The sequence below is a fragment of the Halobacteriovorax sp. BALOs_7 genome (assembly GCF_003612895.1).
Lineage (GTDB): Bacteria > Bdellovibrionota > Bacteriovoracia > Bacteriovoracales > Bacteriovoracaceae > Halobacteriovorax_A > Halobacteriovorax_A vibrionivorans.
Map to the genome: position 1 here is coordinate 832,776 of NZ_CP027772.1, position 18,740 is coordinate 851,515.

Genomic DNA, 18,740 nt, shown 5'->3' on the forward strand with positions numbered 1-18,740 from the left:
AGGGCTTTTGTGTAACTTGAGTCATGTTATAATGAATTTAAATAGGGATTATTATGAGTTTAAGAAATAGAGGATTTACTTTAGTTGAAATAATGGTTGCGGCAGGCTTAATCGGCATCCTCGCTTTAGCATTGATGCGAATGACCAGTACAAGCATGAAAACCATGAAGACAGCAAGTTCAACTAGTGAAATTAATCAAATCGTAGGGGAGATGAGGTCAATGTTAGCTACTCCCACTGCTTGTGAGAATAGTTTTCAAGGTCTTAATGCTAATGATTCAGGTCCTATCTCACAATTAAGAAATGATACTAATGAAGACCGTTACATTTTAAATAAGAAGTATAATGGTGTGACGATAGAGTCAATTAGACTTAGTTCAGCAGCTAGTGAAGTTAGCGTAAACTCGGGCTCAACTGGTGAGACCCATCTTGTTATTCAATTTAATAAGGGAAAGAATACTTATAGCGAAGAGCTTGTGAAGAAGATTAAGCTATGGGTACAGGTTGACCCTTCAGATGCTATTATTGATTGTCGTACATTGAGTGATGGCGAGAGTACTATCTTTTCAAGAAGTGCCACAGATCCAAATGATATTTACTATAATGCTGGAAATGTTGGTATCGGGACAAATTCACCTGTTACAAAACTTGATGTTAACGGTGGTATTAAAATTGGAAATCAATCAACCTGCAATGCTTCTGTTGAAGGAACAATGAAGTATAATAGTAGCGATAAGGCCATGGAGTTCTGTGATGGGACGCAATGGAAAAAAGTTGGTGGAACTCCGACTTGTAAGGTTCTTGAAAAAAATCTACCACCAACTCATTCATGTGGTGGAGGTTATTGTGCTATTCAAACTGTAAACTGTGAAGAAGGATGGGTTCGAACAGGTGGTGGTTGTAGTAATAGCTGGTATGATGGCCATCGTATTGTAAAAGACTATCCAGTGGGAAGTGATGGTTGGAGATGTGTTGCACAGCCCGATAGCCGTATGACCCAAGGGAAAGTTTTTGTAATTTGTTGTCAGTAAAAACTTAGAAGGGGACTTGCCCCCTTCTAAAATATATATCTTCCTGTTATTCCAAAGCTTCGTGGCGCCTCTCTTTGAGTATAGAGTTCATCTTGCCAAGTTGGAGGCATATTCGCAAAATAGAATCCACGTAAAGAATAATTTTCGTCAAATACATTCTTGCTCCAAATAGAAATATCTAGACTTTCATTTCTGTATCCAATCTTTGCATCTACTAATTGATATGGACGTGATTTTAAATCGTGTGAGTTTGAAAAATAGAAGTCATCGGATGCAAAGAGGTTTCCTCCAATATAAGCTCCTGACTTAAATTTATACTCAAGATTTAGGTTTATTTGATAGTTTGGGGCATGTGGCATTTGTCGGCCATTTAGGTTTCTTGTTCCGATATTGTAATTACGATATCTCGTGTTTAAAAGTCCAATAGACCATAGTGCATTAAAGCCAAGTTCTTGTTTATAACTTGCTTCAAGTTCTGCTCCGTAGTTAATACCGCTTGTTGCATTATCTGTATAAAAAGTGAATGAGCTTGGGTCCATTGGATCATCTTGAAAAGAAGTCTTAACTTGTGCATCTTCCCTATACATAAAAAAGAGTGCTGTACTTAGTGAGATACGGGAGTCATCTAATTTGGCTTTTTGTCCAACTTCTAAAGAGTAGAGAGATTCTGGCTTGAATTCCTTACGATTCTGTGGCACTGCTGATTGAGTATTAATACCTCCTGGCTTATAGCCTTTTGCTATCTTAAGATAAGCAAGTTCTCCCAACAGGTCTTTTTTAGAGATTGAAATATTAAAACCATACATGAGATCTTCGGTATGAATATTTGAATTTGATCCACTATTATTTTCTTTGTAATCGACCTTTCGGAATTCTCCTCTAAGGCCGTATTCAAGAGATAGCTTATTATTTAAATCATGAATTCTTTGAGCATATACAGAAGCTAATTCAGTTCTAATATCTCCTTGAATATTCTTTCTTTCATTTCCATCTTCGTATCCAACTTCTTTAAAGTCTTCATCTGATGATTTTATATAGATGCCAAAAGTACTTTGATTACTTATATTAAAACGTTGATCAAGCGAGAAGTCTTCGCGACTTCTTGGGAACTTTATATTGTAATCGTAGTCAGCATTATAACCTGGAAGAGAATTCCAATATGGATTATTGCCCCAGTCTTCATCATAGCTATAAAATGAGTCGTTCTTTATATGGGTAAATATTGTGGTACTCATTAAGTTTGCATTAAACTCTTTTTCAAATTTTAAGTATTGAGAGAAAGTTTCACTCTTATCTTTTCCTGGCTTATCAGATCTAGTTGTGTAGGAATTATCCTGTGTAAAAGCATCGTAGCCATTATTCTTATCGAAATAATGAAGGCCGAGGGTTAAAGTCGAGTCATAGAAATCTTGTCTAAGGCTTGCTCTTAAAGCAAGTTCATCTTGTCCATTTGTATCTGTGCGATTGAGATACTCATTTTTCATAAAGCCATCACTATCTCTTTTATTAAAGGATATGGACATCCCTGTATTTGTAGAAAGCATACCGGTGTAACTTAATGCTTCTTCAAAGGTATTGAATGACTCATATGATAGATAGGTTTTAGTCTTAGAGATTATTGTTGGGTCTTGAGATTTTAAATGAATCATTCCGGCCATTGCAGAAGGTCCAAAGTCTGTTGCCTGTGGCCCACGAAATACTTCAATTTGTGATAAACCATTAAGATTAGTAATACCTGATATTCCTGTGTAGTCGACTTCGTCTACCATTACTCCCACTGAATAATTGGAAATTGCTTCATACGCAGACCTTTCCCCAATTCCTCGAATTTGGAAAAAGCTTGAACGAGAACTTCCATTTGCTGTATTTAGATTTGGTATTATCTTGAAGGCTTCACTCATATCTGTGCTTAAAGACTTCTGTATGTCCTTAGCTTGACGAACAGAAGTACTATTACTATCGCTATAATAGTCTTTTTCTATAAGTGTTCCATAAATATAGATGGCATCATTCTTTGTTTGGGCAGTTGTGATTAGTGAAAATAGCACTACGAACAGTAGTCTCATCTGTGTCTCCTTACGCCAGCATTATCTGGATCAAGTTAGAAGGTTTTACGGCCATATCCCGTTATTCTCAGCCACATTTTGGTGTAGCTCCCTTGTGTAAATTTTCTAATGAATACAATATTGATTTTGAATATGCAAATCATTCATGGCCAAAGTTGTAAGCAAAGTGTTAGGTTTGGCCATGGATAAGACGATAGAGTTAGTAGCGTATGATGATTTTTGGTTGAAGGTTTTTGCAAAGGAAGAGGCTGCTCTTGCAAAACTTTTAAGAAATAACTTCATTGGTTGTGAGCATATAGGATCAACTGCGATGCCTAATGTTTTGGCCCGTCCTACTTTAGATATTCTGTGTGTTGTTCATACCCTTGATGGGATTGAATTATTCCGTAATGAATTTATGGCCCATGGCTTCTCTTTAGTTTCAAATGAATCTCAGCAATTTGTATTTGAGCGAAAGGCTCCAGAAGGTGATCGCGTTCTAACAAATGTTAAGATTTTAAAGAAAGGTGATGAAAGGATTAATGATATTCTAGACTTTAGAGACTATCTTAATGCTGAGCCTATGATTGCCACTGAGTATAAGAATGCTAAGCTTAATCTCGTGGAAAATCACTCTAATGACCTCGCTCTTTATGAGGGTATGAAACAAAGATTTATTGAGGCCGTCCTTTCAAAGATTCGCTAATTTTCATTGTATTTGTAATCAAGAAATTTTGGTCTTTTCCGATAAGTTTGCTATGCTTAGAGGTAAGATGTCGAAATTATTTATTAGTTTAATTTTATTGAGTAGTCTCTATGGCTGTAACCAAACCCAACATGTAATTGGGCGTGTTGAGGCATCATCAGAAATGATGATTGCAAGTCCACTTCGCCATGCAAATATTGTTAAAAAAGGTGAGGTTAAAAGAGGACAGGGACTATATCAGGCCTTAAAAAGTATTGATATCGATAATAAGCAGGCCTTGAAATTAATCAATCAGCTAAGAGATGAAGTTGAGTTTTCAAAGCTTAAAGTGGGTGATCGTCTTGAAGCAACCTATGATGAATTTAATAATCTTATTAAATTTTCTTTTTCTCAAAATGAATATGAAACACATGTAGTAACTCTTAATGAAAATTCTGGAAAATGGGATTATTCTTTAGAGGAGTTGGAAACATATTGGCAGCCTCGAATGATCGAGGGACAGCTAAAAACAGGATCAACTCTACAAGATGATCTTCTTGCATTAGGTCTTGAAAGATCAGTTGTTAATGAAGTGGTAAATGTTCTTCTATGTAAAGTAAACTTTAGAATGCACGCTCGAGCAGGAGATCGTTATAAAGTTCTTTTAAGTGAAAGAAAACACGATAAAAAAACTGTTCAAACAAAAGTTCTCTTCACATCTTATAGTGGAATCAAGGCCGGCAGCCATGATGCTTATTTCTATGAAGATAAAGAGAAAAGTTCCACTTATACAGCTCATTACACTCCAGATGGACAGGCCCTTATAAATGCTGGCCTAAGATATCCTTTACCGAGACTACATATTCGTTCAAGCTATGGATGGAGAATGCATCCTGTAACAGGAAGAAGAGCAATGCACCGAGGTATTGACCTAAGGGGACGCACTGGTGAAAGAGTTCATGCAGTGGCCGCAGGAAAGGTCATTATGTCGACTTATAATAAGTATGCAGGAAATAAAATCGCAATTCGCCATCGTGACGGTTCAACTTCTTATTACTATCACCTTAACCGACGAAGTGTTGGAGTTGGTGCCTGGGTTAGATCTCATCAAGTAATTGGTACTGTTGGAGCAACTGGACGAGTAACGGGACCTCATCTTCATTTTGGATTTAAAGATCGTCGTGGTCGATGGATGAATCCTTTAAATAAACGAATGATTGCAACACCTAAGCTAAAAGGTGAGCGTTTGGCAAATCTTCGTACACAAGTCCAAAAGATAAAAGGAACAATTGCTGATCTAGAAATTAGTAAAGATTCAAAGTATCTTGTTGCTAACTTAGATAAGATTAAGCGTTTTCCTAGTGCAATTGATCGCTTTGACTTTCTTCAAGAAGAAAACTAATCAATCCATTTAGGGTATAGACCAAGTTTGTTATGTAAGTAGTAATCATGAGTAGGGATAATGATATAGCCTCTGTCTTGCATCTTCTTTATCTCATCGATCTTTTTTCGAGTTAAGTCTTTATCTGTATCAACGAGAATTGATGATATTGCGGCTTTATTTTGTATTGGCCCCAGCTGCCTCGTCGTCCAAATTGCATCACCAACAAAGAAATACTTCTTGTCTTTAGAGTTTAGTATAAGTCCAAGTGAGCCATATGTATGACCAAATAGAGGAACAAGGATTAGTGTTCCATCACCAAAATAGTCATAATGCTTTTTAAAGTTTAAATAGGACTCTTTTTTCCATTGAAAACTTTGTGTTTTGACGTCTTTAAATTGAGTGGGAAAGGTTCTATTTGCAACGGGGTGTTTTACTTCATGCTCTTCTTCTTTACTAATAATTACTTTTGCATTTGGAAAATCTCGAAGTCCACTCGCATGATCCCAATGAGCATGGGAGAGAATAATACTTTCAATAGTGTATTTATTATTAAGTTGTTTTTTTATTGACTGCTCTTTCTTATAAGCAAAAAGAGGCTTGGCCCACCAAGACATATCATTTTTGAATTGATAATCGACTTCTTCTCCAAGCCCAGTTTCAAATAGAATTGTCTTTCCTTGATGTTGAATAAGAAATCCTGCATGATTTACCATCATTGTTTTAAATAGGCTTCCTTCTTCATAGATAAGTCCTTCAAGGGACTTTGCGGTTCCTGTCTTTATTATTGAAAAGCGTGGATATTCTTCGTTTGCATAGAGATTAATCATGAGGAAAATTGTAATTAATAGTTTCACTTGTATTCCTTTTGTAAGATGATTTACACTAGTATAAACCTTAAACTATACTTTAAGGTCAAGATGAAAGGTTGGCTTATGAAAATTGGTGAATTATCAAAAAAAACAGGTGTCGCAGCCTCTGCCATTCGCTATTATGAAAAGATGGAACTACTTGTTCCTAGACGTGGTGATAATGGTTATCGGGATTACCCAATTGAGGCAGTGGAATTATTGAATTTAATCTCACTGGCCAAGGATTTAGGTTTATCTCTTAATGAGATAAAGACTGTTGCAAAAGTATTGGCCACCAATAACCCTAATGGAAAGTTGAGAAAGCAACTTGAGGATAAGATGCTTGAACTCGATAATCAAATCAAGGTCATTAGGAAATTTCAAAAGAATATTAGAAATCTTCTGGACTCAAACTGCCCACTTTAAAAAAGAGGAAATACTTATGCCTTATATAATCTCTCCATCGATTAAGCTTAATTCAAAAGGTGAGTGGCTTGAGGGAGTCGCTTATGAAAAAGAAAATTTATATAAAATTGAAGAGGGTAAACTTCCTCCAGTGCATTATGATACACATATCTTAAGGCCCCATAGTTTAACTCATATTGAAACACCAAAACATACACAGAAAGAAGGAAAGTCTACGGACTTCTATTTTAAAAATAACCCTAATCACTTCTTTGGCCCTTGTATTGTTATAAAGTTCAAAAATGAAGGTTGGAAGGAATTAGGTGATGGGCTTAAGCAAAAGGTCATTCAAGAAGAAGAGATTAGAGAAAAATTAAAAGGCCATAAAGGAATTAGTAAGGTTTTAATTTCGGTTGAAAATGTACAGGAGAATGAATTTGGTTTTCATGAGCCAAAACATGTATTAACTCTTTCACACGAGGCCGCAAGATATTTAACAAGCTTTGAGAGCTTTAATCTCTTTGGTACCTCATGGAAATCATCCGATTTTATGCCAGGCTCAAGTGAGAGGCCAATTCATAATGAAATCTTTAAGAATGCGTTAATTCTCGAAAATATTAACTTAAATGAGGTTCCAGAAGGAGAGTATTTCATTAACTGTTTTCCACTTAATATGGAAGGCTCTTCTGAATCTCCTGTTACAGCAGTACTTTTTGATAAAAATGATCTGTCGTCTTTTATCAATTAATGAATCCTTAGTGCTGCGTCGTGTTGTCTGCGCTTTGTTGAAGTAGAAATCGGTGTACTGACTCAATTATTTATTGTATCCATAGATATTATTTTGTCAGATATAACTAAATTAGGGGCGGTATGAAATCAATAATATTATTAATATCTTTTATTGCTAGTTCTTATACTTTTGCAAATGATAGTCGTTTATTCGAGGATATATTAATTCATCTAGAAGAAAATACCGAAATCATTGAAGATGGAAAAAGCTTTGGCTCTAGAAAGAAAACTTTAGAGAAATTAGAAGATAGAAATCAATATGCTCTTAAGCTACTTGAAGAACTTGAATTACAAGTTAAAAATACGAATGTGGATTTAAGCCTAGAGATCGAATCCTTAAAACACAAACTTAAGAGAAAAGATCAAGTCATTAGAAATACAAAAATTAATCTTACTCAAGAGATAAAAAAACTAGAGGAAGAATTAATGACAAAAGATCATATTATTAAAAATATGAATCAAGATACAACATGTACTTTAAATGTTTTTCGCCAAAGCTTCACTGGTGTTGCAAAAGATAAAGAATCAGCTAAAGCAAAAGCATTAATTATGTGCTCAAAAAAATATGATCTGCAACTACAATGCCTAAGAGGAAAGTTCGAAGGCTGCTAGGTAATTCTAGGCACTTAGCTTCTTATTCAAATACTTCTTAATACTTTCACGTAATTGACTATATATCCCTACTTCACATTTACTTTGTGGAGATAGGGAATATTTAACACTGAGTGAAGTGTATACTTTTGTACAATAGAATTTGTATTGTAAGTTTTATACGATCTTTAATTTACGATTTAAGGCCAAAAATAGTCATGATACAAAGAGTAAACAAATGGAGATTTATATGAAGCAAATATTACTAATAGTATCAGTTATCTTTCTTTCACAATTTACGACATATGCAGAAACTACGATCTTCTCAAATAGTGAGGGATGTGTAGTTGAAAAAGAACAAAGAAGAAATGGAGTTATTTTATATCTATCTAAGGGTGATCAACAACAAGTTGTTGGTTTTACTAATGATTATCAACTTGCTGACTTTGTTTATTGTGCAGATGATAAGACTGAAATTAATTATCTTGATGGATCTCTTGGGACAGGCATTATGATTTCTTGTAATGGTCATAGAAATGGTCATGCCGTGACAAGAGGACGTGTTGATATTTCTTTAGATACTGATGGAAACCCAACAGAGGTTAAAATAGATGGTCAAAAGAAGGGCCTATTTACTTGGAAACAAAAAACTTTAATAGAATGTAATAATTTAGTTCAAGAATAATAAATATTTTTCTAAGGCCTTACTTAATCCAATGTAAGGCCTTATCTGGTTTAGCGTAGCTTAACCTACCTATATGCTTCGGCTTTGAGTATGAATCTAGGCCCGATACACAAACTGTCTGAGCTAGATGAATATCAATATGGCCATCATCACATATACAAGATTCTGGTAAGTAGACGTTCTTTATCTCGCCAATAATAAAATGTGTTCCATTCTCTTCGATTTTTATTTCTCTAACAAATTTAACTGAGAACTTAATTTTTGACTCTGCTACAAATGGAGCTTTAAAATTGTCTTTAATTTCTTCAGTCAGTTTACAAGCATTAAACTCACTTACATCTTGTGGATAGCGAGCACTTGTTTGGTGGGCCTTTTCGACTATTTCTTCATTGATATGATTAATTGTGAACTCACCATTTTCACGGATATTATTAAGAGTATCCCTTCTGGAAACATCTGGTCTAATGACCATGCCTATAAGAGCAGGGGAAGCGCCTAAGTGAACGACAGAACTTACTATCGATAGGTTTGTTTGGCCTTGATTATTTATTGTTCCAATTAGATTCGCTGATTTAAAGCCAGATAAAGAATTAATAACCTTAACTCTTTTTCGATCATCAAATGCTTTAAAATCCTCTTCAGTGATTCTTTTTATGTTGTCTTTTACCATGGAAGCTCCTGTGCATCCCAAGATAGAAACTTACCTGTGTCATGACTATCTCGGTTCTCAATTACATTTAGTATATTCGATGCTGTTTCATGTGTCTCGTGAATCTTATAAGAAGTTCTTTTAATAAATGGCTGCGAAAACTCTGTCTTAGTCGTTCCAGGGTGAACAGCTAAGACAACACATTTCTTTCGCTTTCTTGTAAACTCAATTGCAATAGTTTTAATCAACATATTTAAGGCCGCTTTTGAAGCACGATAACTATACCAACCTCCGATGCGATTATCTTCAATACTTCCCACTTTAGCAGAAATCGTTGTAAAGACACTTGTTACATCGTTATTGAGTTGTTTTTCAAAATGTTTGGCCAGTAATGGTGTAACAATTGAATTAACTCTCATAACCTCAATAAATGCTTCACAGTTAAAGTCCTTAAGAGATTTTTCAGGTAAGATATCATCATTATGAAGCATACCTATACAGTTGATGATGAGATCTAATCCAATATTCTTTTCTTTAATTGAATTTGAAAGGTTACAAATTTCACTCTCTTTAGTTGCATCTATTTGTATGATCTCTAAACGATCTTTGTACTCACTTTGTAAAGATAGGAGCTTTTCAGCATTTTCTCTTTTTCGATAAGTGGCCATAATTCTAGTTTTTGAATTTTTTACTAGTAGGGCATGAACAAGTCCAAAACCAATTCCATGGCCAGCACCTACTATCAATGCGTAATTACAACTGTTAAGCCTGAATGACATAATATGCCCTCGAAAAAATAGAGTTATCTTATATTGTTAGTGTTAGAATAAATGGACAGATGAAAAAAATAAATAAAATTAAAAATAAATTTATCTCCAGACAAATGGGGGTTGCCAAATTGGCCTTGAAAATGGGCAAGGATGTTTGGTCTAAACGTAATGAAGATCTTAAAAATAAGCTAAGTGGTGGGATTGGCCCCCATGTTGAATTAATAGCAAATGAACTTGGTGTAATGAAAGGTTCATTGATGAAAGCTGGGCAACTTCTTTCTACATATGCTGGTGCCTTCTTACCTCCTGAGGCCCAAAAAGTTTTAAAGCAATTAGAGAACCAATCTTATTATTTAGATTGGGAGCAAGTCAAAACTCAAGTTCCTATAGACTTTCTAGATCGTCTGGAAATAGAAGAGGAGCCTATTGCTGCCGCTAGTTTAGGGCAAGTCCATCTGGCTACATATGAAAATGCACGCTATGCCATGAAGATCCAATACAAAGGTGTACGAAAGGCCATTAAGAATGATGTGAAGGCACTTAAAATGTTAATGAAGATCCTTAATGTCATTCCTAAGGAAGTGGATCTTCGTGAAATATATGAAGAGATTGAAGATATGCTCTTTTTAGAAACTAATTATATAGAAGAAGCAAAATCAATTAATAAATTTAGAGAATTATTAAAGGACTATCCTCAATTTAAAGTTCCCGATATTTTAGAAGAATTTTCAAATGAAAAAGTTCTTACCATGGAGTATCTTGATGGCCATAGTTTAAGAGAGTTAGAAAATCTAAATCTCTCTCAAGATGACCGTAATGAGTTAGGTCGTGAATTTATGCGTCTTATGTTTCTTGAACTTTTCCACTTTAAAAAAGTACAAACTGACGTTCATATGGGAAATTATATTTTACTTCCTAATAATCAATGGGGACTCATTGATTTTGGTGCTTCAAAAACTCCACCAGATAGTTTTTTAAAAGGTTATCAGACTCTAATCATTGCTTGTGCAAATCTAGATCGAAAATTATTCTTCCAAAACTTATATGATATGGATTATCTATCAAAGAATAAGGAAACAAATGAGGACTTTTTCTGGGAGTATGCGAGAATTATAGCTGCCCCTTTTCAGGATGGAGTTTATGACTGGGGGCGCTCAAATGTCGCCGATAAGGTTATGGAGATGGCACCAAGATTAATAAAAGAAGTTGCTGTTGGAAACCCTTCTCGTCACACGATATTCTTAGATCGAAAAATAGGCGGAGTATTCTTTGTTCTTCAAAAGCTAGAAGCATGCTTTGATGTACGGTCTTTGCTAAAAGAAGTTTTAGAAATATCTGGTGAATCTGATCTTATCAAATAAATAATCTATTTACGATAGAGCTGATAGTAATATTCTTTTATCGTTTCATTAATTGGACGATAATTAACAAGATCTAACTTTAAGGATTTTGAGTTATCAAAGTATATTTGATGACCAACGTTCTTTTTTACGTACTCTCTTGTGAAATCAACAAATGGGGCAATTAACCACAGTAGAAACTTTGGAAGATGAAAGCGTGGAAATAGTAAACCTCCCACTTCATTTCTTAATATTCTTCCAATATCAAGTAAGTTACAATTTGCTGCGGAAATAATATTTCTTCCGTCAATATGGAAGTTTGTTGCTGCGTTGATATGAGCTTTTGCAACATCTCTTACATCTACGACTGCTAAGTTTATATCTGGACAGCCTAAGGCCATTGTTCCATCACAGAATTGCTTGAATATCTTTTTTGATTCATAACTTGCTTTTGGGTTCACTGCTGGCCCAATAATCCAAGATGGGTTAATTACGACTAAACGCCAACGATTTTGTTTTTCTTCGATATCCCAAGCTTCTTTCTCTGCCATAACTTTAGAATATGAATATGGTGCATGATCTAGCGAAGAGGTGTCATTCCAGTCGGCTTCTGTAAATGTTGGATCTTTTCTGGTACTGGCCTCAATAGTATCTCCGAAAATACTTGCGATACTACTTGTTAAGACAACTCTCTTTACGCTTTCAATTTTATTTACTGTATTGAGAATATTTCTCGTACCCTTCAGTGCGGGTTCAACCAATGTTTTTTGAGGATCTTTTTTTAAGTCATAAAAGAATGGAGAGGCGGTATGAATAACTACTTCACATCCTTTCATGGCCTCTTCATATGAGTTTTCAATCATAAGATCTGATTTAAAGAATTTGATTTTACTGGAGTCTTTAGTAAGACTTCTTAGGTGAGAAGTCTTTAATTCATTTTGTGGGTCTCTAACTGCACAGTGTACAGTAAAGCCATCTTCTAAGAGGTATTTTACAATCCAGCTTGCTAAGTAACCTGTAGCACCAGTTACTAGTATAGGTTTGTCTTTATCAATATGCATAAAATCCCCTTATTATACTTTCTTAATAGGGTATTTATCTGTTTGCTCCCAGTCAAGTTCTTGTTATTAATCGTTATAGGAGTGTTTAAGCTAGATTGATTCTTTCTAGTAAGTTAAAATTGATATCAATACTCAGCATATGAAGGTAGTAAAATGAAGCGATTGTCCCTGATTATTTCTCTTTTTTTATTAATGAATAATTCTAATGCTTTTCAGTTTTTAAAGAATTCTTCATTGTTGAATAAGCACAATGTAAAAGTATTTACGGGGAAATTAGTTGAAAAAGAAAAATCTTTAATTCTTGAAAGTAAATTCTCTAAACTAGATTCTGAAAAAGTTTATCAAGCAACTCGCAAAGGTAAGAAAAAGATAAATGCACAGGTGAGTGAGTATTCTTATAAAAACTGTGGTGAAAAGACGAAAGGCGCTCTCTTAAAGATTAATCCTTTAGATAGTCGTATGGTTTTTTACAATGTTCCAAAGGGGATGGAAATTAAGTGGAGACGTATTCAGGAAGTTCAACTATTTATTCCTCCACAATGCTTATCTACGATTGTAAAATCCCCTCAGGATCAAATACGTTATTTTACGACTGTTGGTGATAAGGATCATTTCTATATGGCACTGATTTTAAAAAATAAGGAGAAACACCTTGAATATGGTCAATACGTCAAAAAGGAAACCAACTCTTGTGATAAGAATACAGTCTATTCTAAAGTTTATAATATTGATGGAGATATTGGAGCAGCAAATAATGTAACGAATTTCTTTGGGCTTTTAGAGATAAAATTAAACAATTCTAAGGAAGAGTGGATTATTCTCGATGCTCATGGATATGAAGGTGATGGGATTCTAGCAATTCCATATAAAGACTTTTTAAAAGGTGACTTTAAAAATCAAGATTGGCTAATCTATAACGGCTGTTAATCAGCCTAGGTTGTCATAATGTTATTTTCTTAACTCTAAATTAACTTAACTATACTCTTTTCAAGTTTTCATCGTGATAAGATTGTCTTTGTATGAAAAATGCTGCGACCTATGTTTTATCATTAAGTTTATTTGTTTTGGCAGGGGCCATTATAAACTTCACTATTGAGTTTCATAGGGCGTTTAAGCTTGTACCTGAAATCTCTGCCACAATTGATAAAGTCCCTCAAAGTATATTGCAAACCTCAAATGAAATTCAAAAATCACTTCCAATGGTTAATAAATTTGTCTCTCAATTGCCTAAGATTTTAAAAGAGGTCAAAATGACTCGTGAGTTAGTACCAAGTTTTTTAGATCGTGCAGAAGAACTTGTTAATAGAGCTGGTGATATTGTTGGTGATGCTAAGAATATAGGGGAAGAGTCAAGCTCTGGTGCTGTCGTTGGTTTTTTTAAAGGGGTTGTAAAGGCTCCATTTGCTCTTATCGGAAGTGTCTTCACCTTTAATGGTATTGAATTAACAAAATCAGATTCCCGTATATTACAAAAGACTGGTCGTGAATTACTTGAGTCGGGAAAACTTAAGAAAAAAGAGTATTGGAAGAACACAACAACTGGTAACTCAGGAAGTCTAGAAATTATCGCTCAAGATAAAAAGAATAATTGTTACACTCTAAATATTGAACTCACTATTGATAAAGAGGGACAACCTTCACAAATAGTTGAGGTATGTCGAGATGTAAACGGTACTTGGAAGATAAAGTGATTATTACTTACGACGACGATGCTTTCCTTTTGCATTCTGCTTTCGTTTCTCTTCGCGCTTAGTTGTTTTTCCACTTAAATTAAATTCTTTATCAAGTTCTTTAAAGAGCTTGTCGTATTTACTCTTTTTCTTTCTACGTTGTTGCTGTTGTTGTGGCTTTTTCTTAACTTGGGCCTTAGGGGCAGACCTTTTTTGAATGCGGTGATCTTCTGAAGAAGAGCCTTCAATTAATTTATAAAGAGATGCAATTTCTTGATCGTTGAGCTCTCGCCAGTCACCAACTCCAAGTCCATCAAGGCCTATATTCATAATACGAATACGATCTAGCTTTGTTACATTATAGCCAAAGTATTCACACATTCTACGAATCTGACGATTTAGTCCTTGAACGAGAGTGATTTTAAATACCATCATGCTCATTTGTTCGACTTTACATTTTTTCGTCATAGTTCCAAGAATCGGAACTCCACCGGCCATGCCATTAATAAACTTATCATTGATGGGCTTATCAACGGTAACGACATATTCCTTCTCGTGGTTATTGCCTGCACGAAGAATTTTGTTAACGATATCACCGTTATTAGTTAGAAAAATTAAGCCTTGTGAGTCTTTATCAAGTCGGCCAATTGGGAATACTCTCTCAACATGGTTGACGTAATCGACAATATTATCTTTTTCGCTACTCTCTGTTGTGGAAACAATTCCACGAGGCTTATTTAAAGCAATAATAATTTCTTTTTCAGCAACTTTTGGTTTTACAACCTGGCCTCTTACTTCTACGACATCGCCTTCAAATACACGATCTCCAATTTCAGCAAGCTTGCCATTTATCTTTACGATTTGTTGTTCAATTAGATCATCAACTTCACGACGTGAGCAGATTCCACTCTGACTAATATATTTATTAATTCTCATTGAATTATTATTTTCCATGCCTGTTATTTAACATATTTTTAACTCATAAATATAGTTTAAGACGATTTATTGCTATTTTTTGAGTAAAAGTTACATTTCACTAAGTTAAAGGTGAATTATTTAATCATTCTGATACATTAGCTTCCAAATTCTGGGGGGAATTATGAAAATCTTAATTACTTTTGCTATGTTAGTAGCAGCGTCACAAATTTATGCGCAAATTCATTGTAATGATCTTAAATCTGTAAAATTACGTCGTTTTGACTTTAAAACCAAGCCTTATCAGGCAAGTGATGTCTATGCCGAAGTCTCTGGTGGGCGAATTGAATATACATATCGCTATCAAGATAGAAGGGGAATGGGGCCAGGGCAGTTTTGGGCCAATGAACGAATCTCTGGTACAAATATTTTCTATGATAAAGATAGGGGGCGTTGTAATGCTGCTCCAGGCTTTCGCTTTCTTTGCAAGTTTGATCCTATTATCGCTTATGATACTGCAAAGGTTACATATAATGAGAAGTCTCGTGAGCTTAAAATTGTAGAAAAGCGTATTAGTACTTCTCGTTTAAGTGAATGGGAGTTAGAAGAGGCCTTCTATGATTCACCAGCAGATGGAATTATTGTTTTCAAAAATTGTAGAGAATACTAACTACTAGTAGCTTCTATTTTATTGTGCTATCTAAGCCCATGAGCAAAAAGAAGAAGTCCGGTATGGCATTACAAGGTGTAGGAATTGCACCAAATATATTACTTCAACACGTTGAAAACACGGCCCCTTTCTTATTTAAAGGTGAGCTAGATACATCAGGTGAGAAAAGGGCCTTTCTAGAAAAGCTCAAATTCTACAAGAAGAATTTAAAACAGCTAAATAATATTAATCTTGCTGAATACTTCCACATTTGTATCAGTGCTCATTGGGCAACAGCTGGTACTTTTGTTCCAACCGATGTGGATAACCAAATCCGTGAGACTCTTTGGAAGCATGGGCATATCTCAAAGCATATAGAGAAGATGGCCCGTTTAACGATTGAATCTTGGACTTGGGATTACTCTCAAGTAACTAGTCGCAAAGCCTACAATAACGATAATAATACAGTCATGAGTACTCATGAGGGAACATGGCTAAGTGTTGCTATTGGTGCTTATTGCGCTCTTGTTAAAAATCGTAAGACTGAACTTGCCTGCGATATGGCCGATGTCATTTTAGAAGAGATAAAAAAAGAAGAGCTTATTATGCTAAAGCTTCGTGAGGAAAGGGATCATATCAATTTCCTTAGAGCGGCTCCTCTTATGGCCCACAATTTTGGTGATCTTGACCGAGTTATGGTTCAGTGGAATATGGACCCTGAAGATGCTTTCTATAAGCGAATCTTTAAGCTTGGGCACCAGTTAAATGAAAATTATGATCCAATTCTAGTTTACACTGGAAAGGTAAATAAAGAATTCTCTTCAAAAGAAAATCACCGCCATATGGCCATGAGACAGCCAAAGTGTCTTAGAAAATCATCTCAGTTCTTAATTCCAGTTGGACCATTTATGGATGATTGGGGAAAGGTTCTAGGTGAAAGTGATCTTCTTTCTATGGAAGAAAAAGCTGAAATTGTAACGGCATTCTACGACGGTTATAAGAGACAAGATGAGGCTTTCGGTTATATTAGAGGTTACAAGAATCTTATTGAGTCTATAGATGGTGGTCTTGCTGCCCTTGAGATGTATTTACCATTTGATCTTGTTGCTGAAATGAAGAAGTCTGAGTTTAGTACTCTTGCTAAAGTTTCACGTGAAGAATTTGAAGATAGCTATAAGAAGCGTCTTGAAGAATATATTTGTCCTGTTACAAATATGAAATTCTAATTATAACTTTTTCGAGCATTTGTGTAATTATTTAAAACCGTAAGCTTCTTGTCGTATTTACTTTCCATAAGAGGAGAGTTGATAAAGAAGTCTGCACTAGTTTGATTACAGGCCATCGGAATATTGTAGAGTGTTGCAATTCTAAGAAGCGCTTTAATGTCAGGATCGTGGGCCATGGACTCAAGAGGATCCCAAAAGAAAATAAGCATATCAATTTTACCTTCAACAATGGCCGTTCCTATTTGAAAGTCACCACCAATAGGTCCACTTAGAAACTTTTCAATAGTAACACCTAACTTTTCTTCTAAAAGCTTACCTGTTGTACCTGTTGCACAAAGTTTATGTTTTTGAAGCTTTTCTTTATGTTCTAAGCTCCATTGAATAAGGTCATTTTTTCTATGGTCGTGGGCCACTAAGGCTATTGTTTTCTTTGTCATAGCCTTAGTTTATGCCCACTATTTAATGAAGTAAAGCTTAGGCGACCCTTGGTCCTGATAAATTTTTTGCTAGTGAGTTACTAAACCTTTCTCTTTTCCATTTCAAAAGTTGATCATCAATTTCATCTTCTAACAGTGTGAAAGTTAGATAAGGTGTATGGGCAACTTTCTTTGCATAAAACTTCTTACCATAGGACTGGATTGTCAGTTGTCCGATATAATTCGTCTGGTGTTTCTTGAAATCAAGTTTATAAGAACTACTTACTGGGCATCGATCCATGAGCCTATCAAGTTTTTGTTTAATCTTTTGATACTGGTTTTGATTGAGTTCAATACCAAAGTAAGAAACCATTGGTTGCATCGAAAAACCCGAGTTACTTTCTTTAAACATAAAGCCTCCTTGATACTGTTGTAATGTAAAAAAGATTCTTTAGAGGTGTAAATTCAGTAGGTTACCTCTCGATAATACTATGGTAGCAAAAAAATAGGAGTCAAGACAAGATGAATTTTTTTTCGTCATTTTAAATATTTAAGCCTTATTTATCATAAGGGGATTTCTGAACTCATATACTGAATTATACGGTGATAAAGTTCACGCTTTGATAGATAAACTCTTTTTCCTAGGAAATATACAGAGGGAAGTTCTATGGATTCTTTATGAATAAGCTCAAAGAGCGCTGATTTTAATTCTTCTTTTTTATAAAGCTGAGAGTTAAATTTTATTTCACTTTCAAAAAGATCGCTATCTTTATCTTCTTGTAAACTCCATTTAAATACTTTCGTAGGATTAGTACTGATATTATGATTTGTTTTGGAAAAAGTTGATGACTCAATGTAAGAGAAACCTTTTATATCGGCTCTGTATAGATAGAATAATCTTTGAAAACCTTCCTGAGTTTCTATTGCATTTTGAAAAAGCGCCCTTTGGTCCATTTTCTTATATAAAAGAAAAGGAAATGAACTTCCTATCTCAAGAGGGATCGCAAAGTATTTATTAAAGTACTGATGACGAAAATCATCTTCTTGTCGATAGCTAAACCTTTTTGAATGATAAATATCACTATCGTTATTCTTGCAGTATTTTAAATTTAATTTATCTTTTATTTCATTTATATTCTTTTTTTCGACTCTTATTGTTGTGTAGAGACTTTTTTCAGAACATGAGTCTTTAATTAAATTTTCAAAGCTAGACGTTGAATATCCCTCGTTAATACTCTTTGTTTCAAACTCAATTACGATGAAGTCACCAGTATTCTGATTTGATTTGATAATTATACGTTTTGAAAGTCGACATTGTGTTAATTTAAAATTGATGTCTTCACCAATGATTGGAAAGATACCATTTGCTTCCAGCTTCTTAATATTTATCGAGTCACCGACAATAACTTCCGATATCTTATCTGTTAAGCCGTCACAGTGATTATTGATAACCTCATTATTTCCATATGAATGAAATGAAAAAATAATTAGTAGCAAGATAATTTCAAGTCGCTTCATGGATAAAGTCCTCATTTTTATTTTATGGCGACTTATTCTTAATTGCTTCTTATGGAATTACTA

The 18,740-nt window shown here is 34.6% G+C and carries 21 protein-coding genes and 1 riboswitch; of the genes, 12 read left to right on the forward strand and 9 right to left on the reverse strand.

Annotation, left to right across the window (positions count from 1 at the left end):
- The first annotated feature begins 53 nt into the window (after positions 1 to 53).
- A complete protein-coding gene (locus tag BALOs_RS04135; protein ID WP_115361200.1) occupies positions 54 to 1,031 on the forward strand; it encodes a type II secretion system protein in 978 nt (325 codons plus the stop codon).
- A 26-nt stretch (positions 1,032 to 1,057) separates the two neighbouring features.
- Here BALOs_RS04135 and BALOs_RS04140 read toward each other — a convergent pair whose 3' ends face one another.
- Positions 1,058 to 3,097 (reverse strand): TonB-dependent receptor, encoded by a 2,040-nt coding sequence (locus tag BALOs_RS04140; RefSeq protein WP_120404374.1) that lies wholly within the window; start codon positions 3,095 to 3,097, stop codon positions 1,058 to 1,060.
- Positions 3,088 to 3,201, reverse strand: a riboswitch (TPP riboswitch). (Overlaps the previous gene by 10 nt.)
- A 77-nt stretch (positions 3,202 to 3,278) precedes the next feature.
- On the opposite strand from BALOs_RS04140, the gene BALOs_RS04145 reads away from it, so the two are divergent.
- Positions 3,279 to 3,782: a GrpB family protein gene (locus tag BALOs_RS04145; RefSeq protein WP_158536842.1), complete on the forward strand. Its 504-nt coding sequence runs from the start codon at positions 3,279 to 3,281 to the stop codon at positions 3,780 to 3,782.
- Between the two features lie 67 nt (positions 3,783 to 3,849).
- On the forward strand, positions 3,850 to 5,163 hold the full coding sequence (locus BALOs_RS04150) for a M23 family metallopeptidase (RefSeq protein ID WP_162929540.1): 1,314 nt from the start codon (positions 3,850 to 3,852) through the stop codon (positions 5,161 to 5,163).
- Here BALOs_RS04150 and BALOs_RS04155 read toward each other — a convergent pair.
- Complete coding sequence (locus tag BALOs_RS04155) at positions 5,160 to 5,999, reverse strand: MBL fold metallo-hydrolase (protein ID WP_120404376.1); 840 nt, start codon at positions 5,997 to 5,999, stop codon at positions 5,160 to 5,162. The two genes, BALOs_RS04150 and BALOs_RS04155, sit on opposite strands and share 4 nt — an antisense overlap.
- 78 nt (positions 6,000 to 6,077) lie before the next feature.
- Between BALOs_RS04155 and BALOs_RS04160 the strand changes: the two genes are divergently transcribed.
- The 4 genes from BALOs_RS04160 (at position 6,078) to BALOs_RS04175 (ending at position 8,463) form a co-directional block, all read left to right on the forward strand.
- Positions 6,078 to 6,419: a MerR family transcriptional regulator gene (locus BALOs_RS04160; protein WP_162929541.1), complete on the forward strand. Its 342-nt coding sequence runs from the start codon at positions 6,078 to 6,080 to the stop codon at positions 6,417 to 6,419.
- A gap of 16 nt (positions 6,420 to 6,435) precedes the next feature.
- The gene (locus BALOs_RS04165; RefSeq protein ID WP_120404378.1) at positions 6,436 to 7,146 is read left to right on the forward strand and encodes a cyclase family protein; all 711 of its coding nucleotides are present in this window, start codon (positions 6,436 to 6,438) and stop codon (positions 7,144 to 7,146) included.
- Between the two features lie 122 nt (positions 7,147 to 7,268).
- Positions 7,269 to 7,799: a hypothetical protein gene (locus BALOs_RS04170; protein WP_115361187.1), complete on the forward strand. Its 531-nt coding sequence runs from the start codon at positions 7,269 to 7,271 to the stop codon at positions 7,797 to 7,799.
- 229 nt (positions 7,800 to 8,028) lie between these two features.
- Complete coding sequence (locus BALOs_RS04175) at positions 8,029 to 8,463, forward strand: hypothetical protein (protein ID WP_120404379.1); 435 nt, start codon at positions 8,029 to 8,031, stop codon at positions 8,461 to 8,463.
- Positions 8,464 to 8,482: 19 nt separating this feature from the next.
- Here BALOs_RS04175 and BALOs_RS04180 read toward each other — a convergent pair whose 3' ends face one another.
- Both BALOs_RS04180 and BALOs_RS04185 read right to left on the reverse strand, forming a co-directional pair.
- Positions 8,483 to 9,133: a flavin reductase family protein gene (locus tag BALOs_RS04180; protein WP_120404380.1), complete on the reverse strand. Its 651-nt coding sequence runs from the start codon at positions 9,131 to 9,133 to the stop codon at positions 8,483 to 8,485.
- A complete protein-coding gene (locus tag BALOs_RS04185) occupies positions 9,127 to 9,891 on the reverse strand; it encodes an SDR family NAD(P)-dependent oxidoreductase (RefSeq protein ID WP_120404381.1) in 765 nt (254 codons plus the stop codon). The genes BALOs_RS04180 and BALOs_RS04185 overlap by 7 nt, the downstream gene beginning before the upstream one ends.
- 59 nt (positions 9,892 to 9,950) lie before the next feature.
- Here BALOs_RS04185 and BALOs_RS04190 point away from each other — a divergent pair, with 59 nt between their 5' ends.
- Positions 9,951 to 11,243, forward strand: a complete 1,293-nt coding sequence (locus tag BALOs_RS04190; RefSeq protein ID WP_120404382.1) for an AarF/ABC1/UbiB kinase family protein — start codon at positions 9,951 to 9,953, stop codon at positions 11,241 to 11,243.
- 5 nt (positions 11,244 to 11,248) lie between these two features.
- Here the strand turns inward: BALOs_RS04190 and BALOs_RS04195 are convergent, their stop codons facing one another.
- A complete protein-coding gene (locus BALOs_RS04195) occupies positions 11,249 to 12,283 on the reverse strand; it encodes an NAD-dependent epimerase/dehydratase family protein (RefSeq protein ID WP_120404383.1) in 1,035 nt (344 codons plus the stop codon).
- A gap of 192 nt (positions 12,284 to 12,475) precedes the next feature.
- On the opposite strand from BALOs_RS04195, the gene BALOs_RS04200 reads away from it, so the two are divergent.
- Together BALOs_RS04200 and BALOs_RS04205 are read left to right on the forward strand one after the other, a co-directional pair.
- Positions 12,476 to 13,210: a hypothetical protein gene (locus BALOs_RS04200; RefSeq protein ID WP_120404384.1), complete on the forward strand. Its 735-nt coding sequence runs from the start codon at positions 12,476 to 12,478 to the stop codon at positions 13,208 to 13,210.
- Between the two features lie 92 nt (positions 13,211 to 13,302).
- Entirely contained in the window at positions 13,303 to 13,974 is a 672-nt protein-coding gene (locus BALOs_RS04205; RefSeq protein ID WP_120404385.1) for a hypothetical protein, read from the forward strand.
- Between the two features lie 3 nt (positions 13,975 to 13,977).
- Here BALOs_RS04205 and rluF read toward each other — a convergent pair whose 3' ends face one another.
- Complete coding sequence (gene rluF, locus BALOs_RS04210) at positions 13,978 to 14,907, reverse strand: 23S rRNA pseudouridine(2604) synthase RluF (protein ID WP_120404386.1); 930 nt, start codon at positions 14,905 to 14,907, stop codon at positions 13,978 to 13,980.
- Positions 14,908 to 15,052: 145 nt separating this feature from the next.
- On the opposite strand from rluF, the gene BALOs_RS04215 reads away from it, so the two are divergent.
- Together BALOs_RS04215 and BALOs_RS04220 are read left to right on the forward strand one after the other, a co-directional pair.
- Positions 15,053 to 15,538, forward strand: a complete 486-nt coding sequence (locus BALOs_RS04215; RefSeq protein ID WP_120404387.1) for a hypothetical protein — start codon at positions 15,053 to 15,055, stop codon at positions 15,536 to 15,538.
- Positions 15,539 to 15,600: 62 nt separating this feature from the next.
- A complete protein-coding gene (locus BALOs_RS04220; RefSeq protein ID WP_115361168.1) occupies positions 15,601 to 16,743 on the forward strand; it encodes a hypothetical protein in 1,143 nt (380 codons plus the stop codon).
- On the opposite strand, the gene BALOs_RS04225 is transcribed toward BALOs_RS04220, so the two are convergent.
- From BALOs_RS04225 to BALOs_RS04235, 3 genes are all read right to left on the reverse strand, one after another.
- On the reverse strand, positions 16,740 to 17,180 hold the full coding sequence (locus BALOs_RS04225; RefSeq protein WP_115361166.1) for a methylglyoxal synthase: 441 nt from the start codon (positions 17,178 to 17,180) through the stop codon (positions 16,740 to 16,742). The two genes, BALOs_RS04220 and BALOs_RS04225, sit on opposite strands and share 4 nt — an antisense overlap.
- 37 nt (positions 17,181 to 17,217) lie before the next feature.
- Entirely contained in the window at positions 17,218 to 17,571 is a 354-nt protein-coding gene (locus BALOs_RS04230) for a hypothetical protein (RefSeq protein ID WP_115361163.1), read from the reverse strand.
- Between the two features lie 152 nt (positions 17,572 to 17,723).
- Entirely contained in the window at positions 17,724 to 18,677 is a 954-nt protein-coding gene (locus BALOs_RS04235; protein ID WP_120404388.1) for a hypothetical protein, read from the reverse strand.
- Positions 18,678 to 18,740 lie beyond the last annotated feature (63 nt).

Bases quoted from the DNA above. Each gene is read 5' to 3' on its own strand.
- BALOs_RS04135 (WP_115361200.1), top strand. From the start codon at position 54: ATGAGTTTAAGAAATAGAGGATTTACTTTAGTTGAAATAATGGTTGCG.
- BALOs_RS04170 (WP_115361187.1), top strand. From the start codon at position 7,269: ATGAAATCAATAATATTATTAATATCTTTTATTGCTAGTTCTTATACT.
- BALOs_RS04205 (WP_120404385.1), top strand. From the start codon at position 13,303: ATGAAAAATGCTGCGACCTATGTTTTATCATTAAGTTTATTTGTTTTG.
- BALOs_RS04230 (WP_115361163.1), bottom strand. From the start codon at position 17,571: ATGTTTAAAGAAAGTAACTCGGGTTTTTCGATGCAACCAATGGTTTCT.
- BALOs_RS04180 (WP_120404380.1), bottom strand. From the start codon at position 9,133: ATGGTAAAAGACAACATAAAAAGAATCACTGAAGAGGATTTTAAAGCA.
- BALOs_RS04145 (WP_158536842.1), top strand. From the start codon at position 3,279: ATGGATAAGACGATAGAGTTAGTAGCGTATGATGATTTTTGGTTGAAG.
- BALOs_RS04235 (WP_120404388.1), bottom strand. From the start codon at position 18,677: ATGAAGCGACTTGAAATTATCTTGCTACTAATTATTTTTTCATTTCAT.
- rluF (WP_120404386.1), bottom strand. From the start codon at position 14,907: ATGGAAAATAATAATTCAATGAGAATTAATAAATATATTAGTCAGAGT.
- BALOs_RS04200 (WP_120404384.1), top strand. From the start codon at position 12,476: ATGAATAATTCTAATGCTTTTCAGTTTTTAAAGAATTCTTCATTGTTG.
- BALOs_RS04175 (WP_120404379.1), top strand. From the start codon at position 8,029: ATGAAGCAAATATTACTAATAGTATCAGTTATCTTTCTTTCACAATTT.
- BALOs_RS04220 (WP_115361168.1), top strand. From the start codon at position 15,601: ATGGCATTACAAGGTGTAGGAATTGCACCAAATATATTACTTCAACAC.
- BALOs_RS04140 (WP_120404374.1), bottom strand. From the start codon at position 3,097: ATGAGACTACTGTTCGTAGTGCTATTTTCACTAATCACAACTGCCCAA.
- BALOs_RS04190 (WP_120404382.1), top strand. From the start codon at position 9,951: ATGAAAAAAATAAATAAAATTAAAAATAAATTTATCTCCAGACAAATG.
- BALOs_RS04150 (WP_162929540.1), top strand. From the start codon at position 3,850: ATGTCGAAATTATTTATTAGTTTAATTTTATTGAGTAGTCTCTATGGC.
- BALOs_RS04165 (WP_120404378.1), top strand. From the start codon at position 6,436: ATGCCTTATATAATCTCTCCATCGATTAAGCTTAATTCAAAAGGTGAG.
- BALOs_RS04225 (WP_115361166.1), bottom strand. From the start codon at position 17,180: ATGACAAAGAAAACAATAGCCTTAGTGGCCCACGACCATAGAAAAAAT.
- BALOs_RS04160 (WP_162929541.1), top strand. From the start codon at position 6,078: ATGAAAATTGGTGAATTATCAAAAAAAACAGGTGTCGCAGCCTCTGCC.
- BALOs_RS04195 (WP_120404383.1), bottom strand. From the start codon at position 12,283: ATGCATATTGATAAAGACAAACCTATACTAGTAACTGGTGCTACAGGT.
- BALOs_RS04215 (WP_120404387.1), top strand. From the start codon at position 15,053: ATGAAAATCTTAATTACTTTTGCTATGTTAGTAGCAGCGTCACAAATT.
- BALOs_RS04185 (WP_120404381.1), bottom strand. From the start codon at position 9,891: ATGTCATTCAGGCTTAACAGTTGTAATTACGCATTGATAGTAGGTGCT.